Source organism: Paenibacillus sp. FSL K6-2859 (assembly GCF_038008265.1).
GTDB classification, from domain to species: Bacteria; Bacillota; Bacilli; order Paenibacillales; family Paenibacillaceae; genus Paenibacillus_AQ; species Paenibacillus_AQ nitricinens.
Window position 1 is genome coordinate 6,710,616 of record NZ_JBBOYU010000001.1, and the last position, 16,672, is coordinate 6,727,287.

A 16,672-nucleotide genomic window follows, 5' to 3' on the forward strand; every position below is an offset into this window, starting at 1 on the left:
ATGTTGCGATAAGATTGATCACTCAGCCGTTCCATAAATGATCTTGGAGCGTCTTTGTCATGTTATCTCGCTGGCTGGCAAACTGTTTAAATCTATGTCCGTTCGCTCCAGAAGGATGAGGAAATCCCCATAAACAGCGGTGATCATCGAGCTTATCCTCAGATACCAACAGCTGAAGCATTTCCTCCACCGTTTTTCCTAAAGGAATAATTAAAGCTTGGCTCAGGATGCCCAGCTCCTGCTCTAACGACAATAATGCACATTCTCTAAGGAATGAATCTGATCGCAGCTTAGGATGTGCCCCACTATAATTTTTCTTCTCTACAAATACAGGAAAACGCAGTAAAGAGGTGGTATGCAAATTCGTTTGCTGCTCCTGAAACAATTGGTCACAAGAGGTAAGGTTCAAATACTGATGAAGGCCAAGTATATCTAGCATGCGAATTAACGTCCTCCTCATGGAGCCTGCGAATCTCGCCGCTTCTTTTGCTTTTCTGCATACCTCTTCATCTGAAAACCCGGCTTTCAACCCAATGACTGCTTCTTGTATGGCTATTCTCATTTGTGTAAAACCGGGTGTTAGCCCGATAATAATCACCTTTGCAGAGGGATTGATGTATTCATTGTGGGGTGCATAGTACATTTCAAGCTTCCCGCTTCGCTTCATTAGAAGCTCATCCACCTGCAGATCGTCTTTCGATAGCGCGGTTCCCTTCGGAAGAGAGAGCATCGCAGCTTTATACTGTTGTAAATGGTTAGAGATGAGCATGTCATCCACCTCTCATATCCCTATAATGATCCACTCACGAGACGCCCTTCGAACCATACCGCTTGACGGTCCGCTCTTCTTGCTACTGCTTCGGCCGAGCAGCTGGCATGCAGTAACACAAAGCTTGCAGTGTTTCCTACTTTTGGCCATACCTGTTCACCCTTAAGATTAAGAGGCGTTATCCCTCCTGTTATGAATCTAAGGGATTGCGATAGTGACCGTTCATCACTACACCCATATAACTCTGCGTACCGTCCCGCCTTCTCCAATTGATCTCCATTTCCAAAAGGAGACCAGTGATCCGTAAGGCTGTCTGTTGCCAGTTTCACTTGTACACCTTGGCTGTGCAGCATCGGTAATGGCATCATCATTCTTCCAATAGGAACTGTGGATGCAATACCCATACCAAGTGATGCCATCCGTGTAGCCATTTCTTCTGTTTCCTGCTGCGGAGCACCTGCGAACCAGAATGCGTGACTAACGGTCACCTTGCCCTGTAAGCCAGCTTCTTCTGTGAGATCAGCCAAACGCGACAATGTCTGTTTTCCTGCTTCTTTTCCATCATGTAAGTGAAGATCAATGCCAGCATTATTCATTACCGCTAGCTCGACCATGGTCTGGAGTGACTTCTCGATATCTCCATCCACGGAGTATGGATCGACACCACCTACATAGGTTGCCCCCTCTGCCAGAGATTGCTTTACTAATTCAACAGAATTAGAGCGAAGCAGACCATGCTGCGGAAAAGCTACAATTTCAGATGAAATTTTTCCGGAGAAGGTATCCAAAGCTTGCAGGGTTGCTTCTAAACGCTTCAGACCGCTGACAGGCTCAATATTACAATGACTACGCACATGTGTCGCACCGAAACGCTGTATAAGCGTCAAGATGCTCTCCGCTTGTTGTCTCGCCATAGGCAGCAGCTTAGGCAATAATACCTTCTCTTCCTCAATGCGTTCGAAGACACCGGCCGCAGGCTTTACCGCTTTCCAGGGTCCAGCGAAATATGTTTTATCTAAATGGATATGCGCCTCCTCAAAAGAAGGAAGCATCAATAACCCTTTGCAGTCATATTTAGGTAGATGACTCTGAAGCTCTACGTCCGCTCCAACCACTTCTGAAATCTTATCTCCGTCAATTCGGATATGACAAACCTTCGTATCCGTACCAACCACTTGTCCATCCTCAATAACATAACCCTGCTCTAATCTTATATTGGTTAACCAGTAAGAAGCATTCAACATGCTACCCCATCCTTTTCTCAACGATTTAATATAGGTGCGAACCACTTTATCCTAAATGGTACCATAGCCCTTCCTATATAAAAATGTTTGAAAGGTTTTTAGCATAAGACTATATCGTAAATATCCCAACTTCTAACTTTAAAAATACAGATAACTCGCTGAGTTCTCTAAGTCTGGTCGTCATCTCATCGATAGTCGCAAGTTGCTCCTCCGTGGAAGCCGCTACTTCCTGTGAGGAAGATGCCGACTGATCAATGAGCTGCGAAGATTGCACTAGCGCCTTCAATGATTGATGTGACATGGTAGATAACTCACCAAATATGCCTTGAATGCGCAGCGTGCTTTGGGTCGTTAGATCAACCTTCTGTACGATCTCCTCTAGGGATTGTTGCCCTTGTAATACTAAGTCATTCTGTTGATTGACCACTTGTTGACTTGATTCCATCGTTTTGACCGCTGCATTCGTATCCGCTTGAATCGCGCCAACAAGCTTGGCAATCTGCTCGGCTGCTCTTTCGGAACCTTCAGCAAGCTTACGGATCTCTCCTGCAACTACTGCAAAACCTTTCCCTTGCTCTCCAGCGCGGGCCGCTTCAATGGCTGCATTAAGCGCGAGTAGATTCGTCTGACTGGCTAATTCGGAAATCACGAGAATAATCTCACCGATTTGGCTGGATCGGTTGTTCAGCTGTGCAATGGTTTCTGTTGAGTTTTCAATGGAACTAACCATAGTTTCCAAATGATCTACAGATGCCTGGTTTGCACGCTGGCCAGTTTGCACGGCTTTTATTAAATGATTGGAATCGTGAACTGTATTTACCGTCTCCTGCATAATTTCCTCGGAGATTTCAACTGTCCGTTCCATCATCGTGAGTACTTGCCGCACATGTTCTGCTTGCTCCGTCGACCTCACAGCCATATCCGTAATAATCGTTGTGATTTGCTTGGATGTCTCATTTGTCTGCTCTGCTGAAACTTGAAGTATCCCTGCATTTTCATTCAGATGATTGGCCTGTGACGTGACATTCCTGACGATGGCCCGAATGTTATCCAGAAACTGATTCATAGAATACGCCAACATCCCAATCTCATCATTTCGCTTCATGTCCAGCTTCTTAGTCAGATCGCCTCCGTGTTCAACAAGCTCCATTACATGCTCATTGATTCTGCGAAGCGGTCGTACAATAAGGCGGGTTAAGATAATGAAGAGTAAGACAATAAAAATAATCAGAGCGATAACAAAACCGCTTATAATTAAATATTGGTTATCCATCATAGGCTCCAAAATCTGTTTTACAGGCATCACCAGCACTAACTTATAATCTGTATCGCCGATTCTTGTAAAGGCATAGACATTCTTCGAGTTCTCCGTACCACTAGTTCCCGTAGATTGTGCTATGACCTGACCGACCTTTTGCAGCTGTATGTCCGGTTCATCAGATATAGCTTTGCCTATAACGTGCTTAGGGTTCTGGCTTGCTACATATCGACCAGCTTTATCTATGACAAAATAATAACCTGCATCCTCCCTCATTCCAGCCAAGCTCTTCTCGAAATCATTCGAGAATCGACTATTTAGTTTAGTAGAAGTAAGCTCCACCTTATAGTTAAGCTTTTGTTCAACTTCATGACTGAGAATTTCATTAAACTTAGAAAATGTATACATACATAGACCTGCAAAAATCAACACCATGTATACTACAGCAACGGTCATAACGATAGTTCGAACGGTTTTCTTTTTCAATGTCGGATTTCCCTTCCAATCTAGTGACATCATGTCATCCATAGCTACAGATTAATCTGACCGTGATGGTTGACTCTGGATCTAGCTTCTCCAATACGACTAGCTTCCTTGTTGAGCAGCTCATCCACCCGCAGGCCCTTTAACCCCCTTCTAGGAATCTCCTTTAAGACCTCTTCCAGTCCTGTGATCATGTTCAATGGCGCTTCTTCATCTGCCCAAGGCGTATCTCCACTGTCGTGAAGAACGATGATGGAGCCTGGTTTAATTTTTTTTAATAAGGCATGCTTTAATTGCTCTGCACTAACTGACGCTTTCCAGTCTCCGACCATAACAGACCACAACACGATCTGATAAGACTTCCTTATTAAAAAGAGATCCCCTAGATTCACAAGACCCCAGGGTGGCCGGTAAAAAATAGGACGTTCGCCTGTGATTCGTTCCACAATGTCAGCTGTTCGATCTACTTGCTTCCGTCTATTCGTCCATGGGGAGTAGATCCAGTTAGGCGTATGCGTATAATTATGAATGCCTATCTGATGTCCTTCCCGGTGCATTCGCTCGATTATATCCGGGTATTGCTCAGCCTTTTTGCCTAATACGAAGAAGGTCGCTTTAACGTCATGCTCATGTAACAAGTCCAGCAGTTCAGGTGTATAACAAGGATCTGGGCCATCATCGAACGTAAAAGCAATTTCCTTCACGGCTCCTCCTTCCGTATGAACTCCCCATCCCCAAATGCGGGTAATCACAAAAGGAACAATCATAAAGAGAACAATTATATCTATAGCTAGAATAATGAACGTTAGCATCAGGAAACCGCCTCTTTCCTTCGAGGAGCAAACCGTGCTTTCAAAGACTGCTTACTAAGCACGAGCATCTTAGGAGACAACTTCTCCGTGCTGTCCTCAACGCGATGTTTCCCCTCAGGATGCAGCATCCGAAGTAAGAACCGAAGATAGATTCCGAACCATCGCCGCTGCCATTTGGACTTGATAGGATGCTGCTCAAACCCTATGCCATGAATGATTCCGCGGTGAAGTAGCGTAATCCCCGTTAACGCCTGCACTTTGCTTAGTTCTGGATTGTTGTCCAGATCACGACTGATCTCCTTCATAGCCTCACGGAGCATACGTGCAGTACGGATTCCCGCTCGATCTGCACCAAATGTACGTGTCAGCTGCACGACCTGACGATTATCCAGATGAAGCTCACCCACCCAATCACCGGGAAGTATCTGGTGCCCATCTTGGCAGACCACACTTTCCCCGTGATACTTCACCACTACCAATTTACATATCCCATATGTGCGCACAGACTGACTGCGAAATTTGGTTATGACAGCAAATACGCTCTCCCACATCATCCAAAGAGATTGCGAGAATAATTTTATAAATGAAACTGAAGCTACCATTATTCTTCCTTCTTCCCGTTTAAGTTTATCTTCTAGCAAAATCTTTTACTAAACGCCGCGTATACCTGCCGATCATCTTTACCAGACTGTTTCCAAGATAAGCACCTATCCATAGAAATAACGCACCTAACAGCATGAAAAAAAGTGAGATGCTCAGCGTATTATTTTCAATCCCGAATACCGATATAGAAGAGATGCCGAGTAAGTACAAGACAGGTGCGAACAAAAGAATAATAGGAGCCAAGTAAAAAAGGGTTGCACATATTAGACTGAGCATTCCGATAATACCGTGCAGCATCAGTCCAATAATCGCTCTCCAGTTATGTTCATTTAGAAACTCTGCCTTAACCCGTTCCCACATGCTGCCTTCTTCTTGAGATCGGGTTGGAAGCGTGCGAACGGAGATATCCGTATAGATTTTCGTTCGAATTCGCTCATGCTGTAAAAAGGTTTCGGTAGAACGCAAAACATAATAAAGGATCGGAATCCCTACTATGGTGAAGGACATTGCAACTCCAAAGGTGATGCCTACCAAATAAAAGCAAAGGTAAAACAGCCCTGTGGCAAAAGTAATTAATAAGAAACAGAAATTCCTCACATGTTTCCGGATCATTTGATTCATCTTCTTCTCTCCCTCTCTGTAATAAAAATTTGTTCATCTAAGCAACTCCCATGCTAGCGCTTCTGATGTAAAATCGACCAGTGCCGTAATGTCATATGACAGTTTTTCATACAAAAAAAGCACCCTATTGCCTACTCCCGTAAGGGAATATAGACAACAAGGTGCTCGCGCTTCAATTTCAGATCATTCGGTTTTAGTTATTCCAAAGTACCAAAGGCTTTCTCAACAGCCTCTTCGCGATTCCGTACACCTAGCTTAGCATAGATGGTAGAAGCGTAATTTCTCACCGTGCCATCGGACAAATACAATTTAGCTGCAATAGACTTATAACGCATGCCCTTTGACAGGCATTCTAGAATTTCCAGCTCGCGCGGGGTCAGCCCATACTCATTACTCTGCTCAGTCTGCGCTTCAGATGTTGGATGCATCTCATAATGATCAATTAATACATTCGTAATAGCTGGTGTTATCATCTTCACACCCCGATGTACGAGACGTATCCCTTCGAATAGCTCCTGCGGTTCAGTAGACTTTAACAAGTAGCCATCTGCCCCGTTTTGCAGTGCTTCGACTGCCAAATCTGTTTCTTGAAAAGTAGTCAGGATCAGCACGCGTACCCCTGGCCACTTTTGCTTAATAAGCTTCGTTGCTTCCGCACCGTCCATGTCTGGCATATTTAAGTCCATTAGCACCACGTGAGGTTGATCCTGTTCGCAGAAGCTTACTGCTTGCTCACCATTCTCTGCTAAACCTATGATCTCAAAATCGGGTTCCTGCTCTAAAATAATTCGCAGACTATCCCGGATATAAGGCTGATCATCTACCAGTAGTAAGCGGACCGTTTCCTCCTGTATCTCTTCAAGCCTCGGCAAACTACAGGTCACTAAGGTCCCTTCTCCTAGCTTTGAATAAACATACACTTGCCCTTGCAAGTTAGAAGCTCGTTCCTTCATCGCGTTCAGACCAAACCCTGCTGTTAAATCCTCTGCGCCTAATCCATTATCCTGCACATCCAGCCGGATCAACTTCTCTTCGTAATGGAGACTAATGACAATTTCACTGGCTTGACCATGGCGTACAGCGTTGGTTATTGACTCTTGGAGACATCTGTATAATGTCATTTGAGCCTGCTTGGATACTGTGTAGGCCTCTCCGAACGTTCTTAGGCGAATCTTAACCTTAGAGAAGGTTTGAAAATCATCCACTAATTTCTGCAGAGACTGTATAAGCGTCAACGAATCCTGCGAAGAACCCACTTGGTGCAAATATCTCCGAACGTCATCTAGGCCATGGCGAGTTAGTTTTAACAAGGCATCTATCTTTTGCGCCCCGTCCGAAGTGTTCACCTCCGTACGTAAAGTCTCTAGCCCCATAAGAATGGATGTATAAGAATGCCCCACCGTATCATGCAGATCTTTGGACAACCGATCTCGTTCTTCCAGAAGTGTCATACGCTCGACTTGTGAGATATACTGCTCCAAGACCGCATTCTGATCCTTAATGATTCCGCTCTGCTTGTGATTGACCATCAGTAAATGAAAGGCGAAGCCAAGCGTATACACCAAGCCAATATTCAAGATCATCGATACAGCATCCACTTGCTGTGACAACCTAGACAACAGAATTGGAATCAAAATAACCGTAATCGGTGCTGACCAACGATAAGACTTCTGTGCACTATTGCTAGCAATCATAAAGGCAGTAGGTAAAAAAGTTACATAGGATTCAGGAAATAGCGCAGCCAAATATAAACATAGACCACCCGAAAGAAGGATCTCCGCAATCAGATAATATTTATAATGCAGCTGCAAACAGAACCAAGGCACTGAAAAAGCGATCAAGCCCCAAACAAACGCGATCCAAAAAGGAATCGTAAAATTGTCCGAAAGATAACACATGGTAATCAATAAAGAAGTAGAAAAACAAATCCGAAACAGGAGGACGAGCCAATCGTACCAGAACCACTGTTTGACCAGATTAAACAAGACATTGCCCCCTATATACTGTGCTGACTTGACCTTTATTATAGTGTAACCCCCTGGGACCTTACTAGTTACAAAAGGTCATGAGTTGGAATGACATTTATGCTGATGCTACAAATTCCATAGAGGTCACTATCGACGTCTCTGAGATTCTAAACAAAACAATGTCACAAATCAACGACTTGAAATTGTTATATAAACGAAAAGCAAAGGAGGTGATCGCTTGGAAGAAGCTAGACCTAGTGGCGCTGCTACAGAGCAAATAGAGGCCGCTGTTTCACTGGTTAAGTCGGGAAATCATGAGGCTTATACATCTATCATCCACAGATTTGAAAAACCCATGTACATCTATTGCTATCATCTGCTCAAAAACCGGGAAGAAGCTCAAGATGCCGTTCAAGAAATATTCATCAAAGCTTATCAAGATATTCACCGTTATGAGCCTACTGTCTCCTTCTCTGCATGGTTGTACAAGCTTGCCTATCATCACAGCCTAAACCTGCTAAAGAAACAGCATCGAAGGTTAAAGATTGTATCGTACTTCAAACAACAGGAGGAAGCCACGGAGCACATTCCAGAGCCGGAATCGCCTTTAACTGAGTTACTGACCTATCTCACTTCAGAGGAAAGGCACATTCTATTGCTGAAAGCAGTGGAGCAATACAATTTTGAAGAGATTGGTCAAATCATGGACTGTAAGGCAGCAACCGTACGAAAAAAATATCAGCGCTTGCGCCAGAAGCTCATGGAACAAGCCAATAAACAACGAAGGGCAGGCGGATTATTTGCGCAATCCAACGAATGACAGACAAATGGAACAAATTGAAAGCATGATCCGGGAAACCGGGACGCCACAGTATAGCCTTAGTACACAAATCATGAACCGGATAGGAGAGAATCCCATGAATAAAACCACTAAACGAGGACGTATGTTTAAGAAAACATTAATCGCCGCCACTACAGCAGCTGCACTTGGTCTAGGGATTATCAGCACTGGCTTTATCTCACCCGCTATGGCAGATACACTGGGACAAATTCCTGTCATAGGCAGTCTGTTCAATAATAACGTGGATAATGGGCTGAAGTTGGCTGCAGAGAATGGCCTTATTACCAAGCTCGGCATCAGCGATACCCATGAAGGTGTAACACTGAAAGTCTCTGAGGCTTACCACGATGGAAGCCGCCTGTCGATTGCCCTTGAACGCGAGGGAGTAACCACGACGGACGATCAGTTAATTGGACACTGGGAAAATCGGGAAAGAGGTCTTCTGGTGACAGAAGAATTTATCGTTCTGGTGAACGGTGAGCGAAATTTAATGAGCGTGATGCCAATCATCAATTCTGATCATACTGTACAAAAGAATGCTGCTCTGGTGGATATAATTCCCGAGGAAGGTGAGCAGCTGCCGGATGAGTTCGAATTAACCCTTCAGGTCAAACTAGCAGGGATTGATGATACTTATGAAATCCAGGTGCCTGTAAGCAAGGCAGAAGCACAATAAATTTCAAAGAAAAATGTAGCCCTTTCCGCTGAACAAACCGCAGAAGGGGTTTTTCTTTGTCTATATCGCTTGAATCGCTCGATGACCTCTAAACAACTATTTTTTTATATGATGGCCGGCATTGTATGATAGTACATATTAACGCAATACTCATTTCTTTGGTTCGTTATGAATAATCTGCTTTTTTATATGAATCATAAGCCGTACACCAAATCGTCGTATAATTAAGTCCAATTTACACCATAATGTACTAGAATTTTGACTTCTTGTTCGGAATGCTGTACATTACAAAGTGGACGAACAATAATCAAAACAAATACTATAATGTTCGCATTTAGAGGTGTATATAATGAAAAAAGTATTCGATTATGAAGATATTCAGTTAATTCCTGCAAAATGTATCGTAAATAGCCGTTCTGAGTGTGATACAACAGTCACCTTAGGTGGTCATACTTTTAAATTACCTGTGGTACCCGCAAATATGCAAACCATCATAGATGAGAAGATCGCCAGCTTCTTAGCAGAAAATGGCTACTTCTACATTATGCATCGTTTTGAGCCGGAGAAGCGTACGTCGTTCATCAAAGAAATGCACGCCCGCGGATTAATCGCATCCATTAGTGTCGGAGTCAAAGAAGAAGAATACGATTTTGTTGAACAATTAGCTAACGAACAGTTAATTCCGGAATTCATTACGATCGATATTGCACATGGTCATTCCGAAGCTGTCATTCGAATGATTAAACATATTAAACAGTATTTGCCTGCTAGTTTCGTTATTGCTGGAAACGTGGGAACTCCTGAAGGCGTTAGAGAATTAGAGAACGCTGGGGCTGACGCTACTAAAGTGGGAATTGGACCAGGGAAAGTATGTATCACGAAGATTAAGACAGGATTCGGAACAGGTGGCTGGCAATTAGCCGCACTACGCTTGTGTGCCAAGGCTGCAAGTAAGCCTATTATCGCTGACGGAGGCATTCGGACACACGGGGATATCGCCAAATCCATTAGATTTGGTGCTTCCATGGTCATGATCGGTTCCCTATTTGCCGGGCATGAAGAATCTCCTGGTGATACCATCGAGATCGATGGAAAGCTGTATAAAGAGTACTTTGGCTCCGCTTCTGAATACCAAAAAGGTGAAAAGAAGAATGTTGAGGGCAAAAAAATTGTTGTCGAACACAAAGGTGCTTTAGCAGAAACCTTAAGAGAGATGGAGCAAGATCTTCAGTCCTCGATTTCTTATGCTGGAGGCAATAAATTAGAAGCCATTCGTAAAGTCGATTATGTTATCGTTAAGAATTCCATTTTTAATGGTGACAAGGTCTATTAATCCAGAAGAAATATAAGAATTATGTATATATAAATAGGTGAGTAAGGCGACTTAGGTCGTTCTTGCTCACCTTTTTTTAGGTTGTTATGATTTCTGCTATACCACTTTGGGGTAATCATCTAATAGGTATTAGATTGAATAAGAGAGGATAATCCCTATGCCGCAAGCTATGATTATTATTAACCCCTCATCTGGTAAAGAAGAAGCTGGCGAATATGTCAGATATGCAGAAAGAGTTCTAGCTGATCAAGGTTACTTGGTTACGATCAAGGAGACAGCAAAAGAACTAGATGCAACTCGTTATTGTATCACTGCCTGTGAGGAGTGTTACGATCTAGTCGTCTCCATTGGCGGGGATGGCACACTTCACGAGACCATTAATGGTCTTATGAATCAGAAACAACATCCAAAGTTAGGTGTAGTCCCTTTAGGAACAGTTAATGATTTTGCCCGCGCGTTACAGATTCCACTGAATCCCGAAATAGCCATTCAAACCCTTGCTTCCTCTAACGTAAAGACAGTAGATATTGGTTGCTTAAATGACCGCTTATTCGGAAATGTTGTTGCTGTAGGTTCAATCGCCGGATCCTTATCCTCCGTAACAATCGAAGAGAAAACCAAGCTCGGCTCATTGGCATATTTGAAAGAAGGCCTAAAACAACTTACAAGCACTTCCCCGCACCCTCTTGTTATTCATTATGACGAGAAAACATGGCAAGGCGATTCCCCGCTTTTTCTCGCCGTGTTAACCAACTCCGTTGGCGGATTCGAGAATCTGATCCCTGATGCTGCGGTTGACGATGGTCTGCTTCACTGTTTTATTATTCAAGACCTCAGTATACTCAATACCATTACAGCCAGTATTTCTTTATTACTTGGCAGTCTTAAGGATCATAAAGACGTTGTCTATTTCACGGCCCAAAATGTAACTGTAAGCTCTCCAGAAGCTGTAAGAACCAATGTGGATGGTGAAGAAGGTCCGATTTTACCAATTTCGCTAAGTGTTCTCCCTCGTCATATCCAAGTCATTGTGCCGGAAGTGGACTAACAAATAAAAAGCAGTCCGGAACTCAAAAGGTTCCAGACTGCCATTATTATATGGATGCCCCATTCCATACCTTCTCTTTGCAAATCACTTATAAAAATTCTATTCCGCTACAATAAACTTTCTACTTAATAACCACATTCCGCCGCTAATCCCTAAGAAATAGATGGGCATCGTCAGTAATGAACCATTATGCAGGGCGCTCATTCCCCATGTCGCCAAACTAACTAATAAGTAATATCCCAAGCTGAAGATCGCACCTGCTGTTCCCACAACATCCTGAAAATTGACAAGCGCAAGACTTAGACAATTAGGTAAGGCGATACCGGCCCCCATTAACATGACAAAAAGGGTTACCAAGATACATACGATCAGTATCATATCCGGCAACGTTCCGAGACTACATACTAATGTTAATAGTAAGGAACCGGTAGCCATGACTAGACAGCCGATGTGAATTATTTTTTCTGCGGCATAGAGACTCAATAATCTCTTGGACATCATTGCTCCCACTATCGATGCCAAAGCCACAACAATACCTAGAAAACCATATACTCCCGGTGAAATGTTAAAGTGTTCAATAAATATAAAGGGTGCTTCTGCATAATAGCTAAATAAAACTCCATTGATGCCCCCGATCAGTAACCCAAACACCAGTACACGTGGCAATGAGAGCATTCTTTTAACGATAGGTAGAATAGCCACCTTTTTTCTCGCGGAAACATCAGTCGTTTCTGGCAGCTTCCAAAAAGCATATACAAATAACAACACACTCATCGTTACTAGTGTAAAGAAAACCGCCCGAAAGCCAAAAGCTTGATCCACGAATCCGCCAATAAGAGGCCCTACGGCTGGAGTAAACGCAATCACCGCCGAGATTTGGGCAAACATGGCATGCCGCTTATTTCCGGATACACTCTCACGAAGAATCGTTTGTGTAATGATTGAGCCTGTCGCTGCCCCAAACGCTTGAATGAAACGGCTGACCAGAAGTAGAGTAATGGATTCCGAGTTAAAACACATCAAGCATCCAATACCATATACAATGAGGCCACCCAGCATGGCAGGTCTCCGTCCGATGAAATCAGAGAGCCAACCCCAACACAAAACACCTAAAGCAAATCCGATAAAATAGATACTTAATGTTAATTGTACAGAACTATTAGAGACCCCAAGTGCTACCGCAATATCCGGCAACGATGGAGTGTAGATCGTCTCACTGATTTGCGGAAAAGCCACAAGAACAATCATTAGCAGTAAAGATGGTACTGCATATTTTTTCATATTAAATTCGCCCTCCTACAAGCTTATATCCTAGAACAACAAGAATATGAGCCTAGCTAGGGAAATGGGGGCATCATTATGGCAAGACGACTATAGATCATCATGTTCGATATTACCTTTCATTGTTAAGCTTTCTTTGTTATAGGAGGGTTTCAATTATTCGACTAAAATATCATTATATACGGTAATAGAAAAGCTCTCAAACGAAACGCTTCGCCTGAGAGCTTATTTATGTTACGAGTTTTTTTCCGAAAATCCTTATGCAGTTATACCAGCGGTGCTGGACTTCTTTTTATCCTGAGAAGCATGTAGCTTTACCATCACAAATCGTGCAAAAGGCTGGATCACTATACTTTCAGCGATCAGTGCAATCAGGAAATTTCTTGGCCAATTCGCTAAGAAGTGATGGAACGTATCAGAACTCAATCCATTCCCGATAATGTCTCCAATAAAGGTCATCACAAAAGACATTCCTAGTACGGTGAAAAGAATACGAAATAGAATTTTGGCATTGAAGCTATCACTAGGTTGTGTGAATTTAGCTGTCAGCTTTTCTGCGATACGCCCAATAACAACAGGCTCTATAATCATAACAATGACCCAAATGATCGGAAACACCTTAAGGATCGATAAGGCAACTTCCCCATTAAATTCTCCAACCGCTAAAATGACATTTAGTGAAGACATAAACAGAACGGTTAGTGTACAAATAATTGCACCGTATAATGCACCCTCTTTGCCGTTTCTCGGTAATCTTGTTTCTAAATTCATGATGTTCTTCCTTTCAAAATTGTCGGTAATAGTTTCGCAATAGTCTTTAAAGGTGCAGTAGATCGCTGCGTTTGACACAGCATGATCGCACCCTCAATCGAGGTTGTCATCCATAAAGCAATATCAGAAGCTAGTTCATTCGAGAAGCCTTCAGTTGTAAGCTTCGTGTAATAAATAGTCTGAATGTTCTCATAAAGTGAGTTACATGCTTGGCGGACAGGCTCACTGACTGTAGCCATTTCACTGACAATACTGCTAAATGTATAGCCTGTAAGCTTGCCCTCGGTTTCCAAGTTGTGAATTAACTTATTAAGCATAAATTGCGTGGCCTCTTGCGTAGAAGAATGCCTTTTAAAAATATCCTCCATATCTATTGTTATGGCTTCCTTTAGGCTCTTTAGACAAGCAATTAATAGCTCTTCTTTTCCATTTGGAAAATGATGATAGAGCGCTCCTTTGGTAACATCACAAGCCTTTAAAATTTCACTAACGCCTACACTCTTATAACCTTTTAGTTGAAAAAGGAGTGTCGCCTTCTCAATCATTAGTGATTTTGTATCCATAATTACGTATTCCCCCTAACATACCAACCGGTCTGTTTGTAATTATAACAACATAATATCCGCTAATGTAAGTGTTTTTTGTGCCGAGGGAGGCAAAGTTGCCGTCACGCATGGATTAATGTTATCATTCTGATGGCGTTATCTTACTTTAAATATGAAGGAGGAATACCTGATGAAAAAGAGATCCCTAAAATATTTATCTTTTGGTATTGGGTATTCTACTGCTGTTTTTTTCTAGAATTAATGATGGATAGGATAGGTCTGTCAAAAATTAAAACTAAAAAACAGTGGAGATATATAACCTAGCTATCGTTATGTATCTTCTATTTAAAGGAGACTTCATAAAAATGAACTTAAATAATCATGTGATTACAAGATATAATCCAGAAAATATTGCGAAACCCGTTGGTAACTATAGTCATGTAACAAAAATAAGCAGGAACGCTGAAATGTATGTATTTTCTGGTCAAATTGGAATTGATCAAAACAGTAATATTCCTACAGATTTTAATCAACAAGTAACAAATACAATGAGTAATATTGTGGAAGTCCTCTCTTCTCAAAAGCTGACTCCCGATAACGTAATCAAAATCAACATTTGGGCCACTGAAGAAATCGATTGGGATCATTTCTATGAAATTTGGAATAAAGTATTCGGGATGACGCCTCCTTCAATGACCATTGCTTATGTTAAAGGATTAGGTTTACCAGAATTAAAAATTGAGTTAGATGTGTGGGCGGCAGGTTAAATACTAGATTAAAAAAGACTGTTTAAATATTCTCTATGCAAAACGAGCCTATAGAAGCAATTCTAAAGGCTCGTTTTTCTAATCTGACAGCAAAAAGAGCTCAGTCTCCTGAGCTCTTCAAATACATTTCTATCTTTTTATATCTGAAGAATTGTCCCAACCTTCAATGTTCTCGAGCCCCGGAATGCTGTCTTTATAGAAAACAGGATCCTTCCCTTCACGTTTCTGCTGCTTATAATCCTTCAAGGCGGCAAAGGCCACTTTGGATAATAGCAGGATGGCAATCAAATTCACGATAACCATGAAACCCATAAATAAGTCAGCCAAATCCCATACCAATTGAACCTTTGCTACGGAACCAAAAATAATCATCGCCAAGACACTGTATCTATAGAATAATAATACTTTTTTGTTGGAGTTCAAGAATTCTATATTAGTCTCACCGTAATAATAATTTCCAATTAATGTACTGAAGGCAAACAATAAAATCATGATCGCTAGTGATCCAGATGCCCACGAACCAATATGCTCGCTTAATGCGGCTTGTGTCAGCTTGATCCCATCTAGCCCAGGCTGCTTGTAGGCATCAGACAGTAAAATAATAAATGCCGTACTCGAACAAATAAGTAACGTATCCGTGAGTACGCCCAGGGCTTGCATTAGCCCCTGTTTCACCGGATGACTTGTGGTTGCCGTTGCTGCAGCATTTGGCGCACTCCCCATGCCCGCTTCGTTAGAGAACAAACCACGCTTCACGCCCTGTAGAATTACTGCACCAAGAGAGCCACCAGCGACTTGTTCAAATCCGAAGGCACTTTTCACAATGAGTGCGAGAACTCCCGGGAGCTCTGTAATATTAATCAGCATAATAATAAGAGCAGCCCCAATGTAGATTCCTGCCATTACCACCACAATATATTCGGACATTCTTGCGATACGCTTAACACCGCCGAAGATAACCAGCGCAAAGGCAGCAGCCATTATAAGGCCAAGAATGGCCCGATTGGTGCCAAATGAATTCTCAAAGGCCACTGTGACCGTATTCGATTGGACCGCGTTAAATACAAGCCCGAAGGATAATGTAATCAGAACCGCGAATATCGCTCCCATCCAGCGCTTGTTCAGGCCTTTCTCCATATAATAGGCAGGCCCACCGCGAAATCCGGTCTTATCCTTCACTTTATATACCTGTGCCAAAGTGCTTTCTATAAAACCAGACGCTGATCCAATAATGGCAATCACCCACATCCAGAAGATAGCCCCCGGACCACCTATCGCAATAGCAATTGCGATTCCCGTTATATTACCTGTCCCTACCCTCGCCGCCATACTGATGCAGAAGGCCTGGAAGGATGAAATACTATCTTTTGACCTTTCATTAGATCCTTTAAGAACCCGAAACATTTCTTTGAACATACCAAACTGTACAAATTTCGATCTTACGGTGAAATAAAGTCCACAAGCAATAAGAAGGATCACCAATATTTTCGACCATAAAAAATCATTTGTTACGCTAATCATACTATCTAAAAATTGTTGCATGTAATTCCGCCTCTCCATTCTGTCGATACCAAGTTGCTAAGCTTATAACACATAGTATTTTCAAATATAACAGTCATTATTTCAAATGCCAATAAAAATTGTAACTTTCAT

The 16,672-nt window shown here is 42.4% G+C and carries 16 protein-coding genes; 5 read left to right on the plus strand and 11 right to left on the minus strand.

Features of this window, described 5'->3' with window-relative positions:
* Positions 1–22: 22 nt before the first annotated feature.
* From MHB64_RS29880 to MHB64_RS29910, 7 genes are all read right to left on the minus strand, one after another.
* Positions 23–769 (minus strand): uracil-DNA glycosylase family protein, encoded by a 747-nt coding sequence (locus MHB64_RS29880; RefSeq protein ID WP_094868440.1) that lies wholly within the window; start codon positions 767–769, stop codon positions 23–25.
* A 20-nt stretch (positions 770–789) separates the two neighbouring features.
* A complete protein-coding gene (locus tag MHB64_RS29885; RefSeq protein ID WP_341135986.1) occupies positions 790–2,013 on the minus strand; it encodes an amidohydrolase in 1,224 nt (407 codons plus the stop codon).
* A 109-nt stretch (positions 2,014–2,122) separates the two neighbouring features.
* Positions 2,123–3,790 (minus strand): methyl-accepting chemotaxis protein, encoded by a 1,668-nt coding sequence (locus tag MHB64_RS29890; protein WP_341135987.1) that lies wholly within the window; start codon positions 3,788–3,790, stop codon positions 2,123–2,125.
* Positions 3,791–3,801: 11 nt separating this feature from the next.
* On the minus strand, positions 3,802–4,566 hold the full coding sequence (locus MHB64_RS29895) for a polysaccharide deacetylase family protein (RefSeq protein ID WP_280788064.1): 765 nt from the start codon (positions 4,564–4,566) through the stop codon (positions 3,802–3,804).
* On the minus strand, positions 4,566–5,168 hold the full coding sequence (locus MHB64_RS29900; protein WP_094868444.1) for a YkoP family protein: 603 nt from the start codon (positions 5,166–5,168) through the stop codon (positions 4,566–4,568). The genes MHB64_RS29895 and MHB64_RS29900 overlap by 1 nt, the downstream gene beginning before the upstream one ends.
* A 25-nt stretch (positions 5,169–5,193) precedes the next feature.
* Positions 5,194–5,790, minus strand: a complete 597-nt coding sequence (locus tag MHB64_RS29905; protein WP_341135988.1) for a sensor domain-containing protein — start codon at positions 5,788–5,790, stop codon at positions 5,194–5,196.
* Between the two features lie 197 nt (positions 5,791–5,987).
* The gene (locus tag MHB64_RS29910) at positions 5,988–7,775 is read right to left on the minus strand and encodes a helix-turn-helix transcriptional regulator (RefSeq protein WP_094868446.1); all 1,788 of its coding nucleotides are present in this window, start codon (positions 7,773–7,775) and stop codon (positions 5,988–5,990) included.
* A gap of 220 nt (positions 7,776–7,995) precedes the next feature.
* Between MHB64_RS29910 and MHB64_RS29915 the strand changes: the two genes are divergently transcribed.
* The 4 genes from MHB64_RS29915 to MHB64_RS29930 all read left to right on the plus strand — a co-directional run bounded on the left by MHB64_RS29915 (position 7,996) and on the right by MHB64_RS29930 (position 11,655).
* A complete protein-coding gene (locus MHB64_RS29915) occupies positions 7,996–8,577 on the plus strand; it encodes an RNA polymerase sigma factor (RefSeq protein ID WP_256990334.1) in 582 nt (193 codons plus the stop codon).
* A gap of 97 nt (positions 8,578–8,674) precedes the next feature.
* The gene (locus MHB64_RS29920) at positions 8,675–9,274 is read left to right on the plus strand and encodes a DUF4179 domain-containing protein (protein ID WP_341135989.1); all 600 of its coding nucleotides are present in this window, start codon (positions 8,675–8,677) and stop codon (positions 9,272–9,274) included.
* Between the two features lie 349 nt (positions 9,275–9,623).
* Positions 9,624–10,607 (plus strand): GMP reductase, encoded by a 984-nt coding sequence (gene guaC / locus MHB64_RS29925; protein ID WP_094868449.1) that lies wholly within the window; start codon positions 9,624–9,626, stop codon positions 10,605–10,607.
* A 157-nt stretch (positions 10,608–10,764) separates the two neighbouring features.
* Complete coding sequence (locus MHB64_RS29930) at positions 10,765–11,655, plus strand: diacylglycerol/lipid kinase family protein (protein ID WP_094868450.1); 891 nt, start codon at positions 10,765–10,767, stop codon at positions 11,653–11,655.
* Positions 11,656–11,754: 99 nt separating this feature from the next.
* On the opposite strand, the gene MHB64_RS29935 is transcribed toward MHB64_RS29930, so the two are convergent.
* The 3 genes from MHB64_RS29935 to MHB64_RS29945 form a co-directional block, all read right to left on the minus strand.
* Positions 11,755–12,936, minus strand: a complete 1,182-nt coding sequence (locus MHB64_RS29935) for a multidrug effflux MFS transporter (protein ID WP_341135990.1) — start codon at positions 12,934–12,936, stop codon at positions 11,755–11,757.
* A gap of 258 nt (positions 12,937–13,194) precedes the next feature.
* Positions 13,195–13,707 (minus strand): DUF2798 domain-containing protein, encoded by a 513-nt coding sequence (locus MHB64_RS29940; RefSeq protein ID WP_341135991.1) that lies wholly within the window; start codon positions 13,705–13,707, stop codon positions 13,195–13,197.
* Positions 13,704–14,270, minus strand: coding sequence for a TetR/AcrR family transcriptional regulator (locus MHB64_RS29945; RefSeq protein WP_341135992.1), 567 nt, complete (start codon positions 14,268–14,270; stop codon positions 13,704–13,706). Before MHB64_RS29945 ends, MHB64_RS29940 begins: the two co-directional genes overlap by 4 nt.
* 347 nt (positions 14,271–14,617) lie before the next feature.
* On the opposite strand from MHB64_RS29945, the gene MHB64_RS29950 reads away from it, so the two are divergent.
* Complete coding sequence (locus MHB64_RS29950) at positions 14,618–15,019, plus strand: RidA family protein (protein WP_341135993.1); 402 nt, start codon at positions 14,618–14,620, stop codon at positions 15,017–15,019.
* Positions 15,020–15,148: 129 nt separating this feature from the next.
* Here the strand turns inward: MHB64_RS29950 and MHB64_RS29955 are convergent, their stop codons facing one another.
* Positions 15,149–16,561, minus strand: a complete 1,413-nt coding sequence (locus MHB64_RS29955) for an alanine/glycine:cation symporter family protein (protein WP_341135994.1) — start codon at positions 16,559–16,561, stop codon at positions 15,149–15,151.
* Positions 16,562–16,672 lie beyond the last annotated feature (111 nt).

Bases quoted from the DNA above. Each gene is read 5' to 3' on its own strand.
- MHB64_RS29880 (WP_094868440.1), bottom strand. From the start codon at position 769: ATGCTCATCTCTAACCATTTACAACAGTATAAAGCTGCGATGCTCTCT.
- MHB64_RS29885 (WP_341135986.1), bottom strand. From the start codon at position 2,013: ATGTTGAATGCTTCTTACTGGTTAACCAATATAAGATTAGAGCAGGGT.
- MHB64_RS29890 (WP_341135987.1), bottom strand. From the start codon at position 3,790: ATGATGTCACTAGATTGGAAGGGAAATCCGACATTGAAAAAGAAAACC.
- MHB64_RS29895 (WP_280788064.1), bottom strand. From the start codon at position 4,566: ATGCTAACGTTCATTATTCTAGCTATAGATATAATTGTTCTCTTTATG.
- MHB64_RS29900 (WP_094868444.1), bottom strand. From the start codon at position 5,168: ATGGTAGCTTCAGTTTCATTTATAAAATTATTCTCGCAATCTCTTTGG.
- MHB64_RS29905 (WP_341135988.1), bottom strand. From the start codon at position 5,790: ATGAATCAAATGATCCGGAAACATGTGAGGAATTTCTGTTTCTTATTA.
- MHB64_RS29920 (WP_341135989.1), top strand. From the start codon at position 8,675: ATGAATAAAACCACTAAACGAGGACGTATGTTTAAGAAAACATTAATC.
- guaC (WP_094868449.1), top strand. From the start codon at position 9,624: ATGAAAAAAGTATTCGATTATGAAGATATTCAGTTAATTCCTGCAAAA.
- MHB64_RS29930 (WP_094868450.1), top strand. From the start codon at position 10,765: ATGCCGCAAGCTATGATTATTATTAACCCCTCATCTGGTAAAGAAGAA.
- MHB64_RS29935 (WP_341135990.1), bottom strand. From the start codon at position 12,936: ATGAAAAAATATGCAGTACCATCTTTACTGCTAATGATTGTTCTTGTG.
- MHB64_RS29940 (WP_341135991.1), bottom strand. From the start codon at position 13,707: ATGAATTTAGAAACAAGATTACCGAGAAACGGCAAAGAGGGTGCATTA.
- MHB64_RS29945 (WP_341135992.1), bottom strand. From the start codon at position 14,270: ATGGATACAAAATCACTAATGATTGAGAAGGCGACACTCCTTTTTCAA.
- MHB64_RS29950 (WP_341135993.1), top strand. From the start codon at position 14,618: ATGAACTTAAATAATCATGTGATTACAAGATATAATCCAGAAAATATT.
- MHB64_RS29955 (WP_341135994.1), bottom strand. From the start codon at position 16,561: ATGCAACAATTTTTAGATAGTATGATTAGCGTAACAAATGATTTTTTA.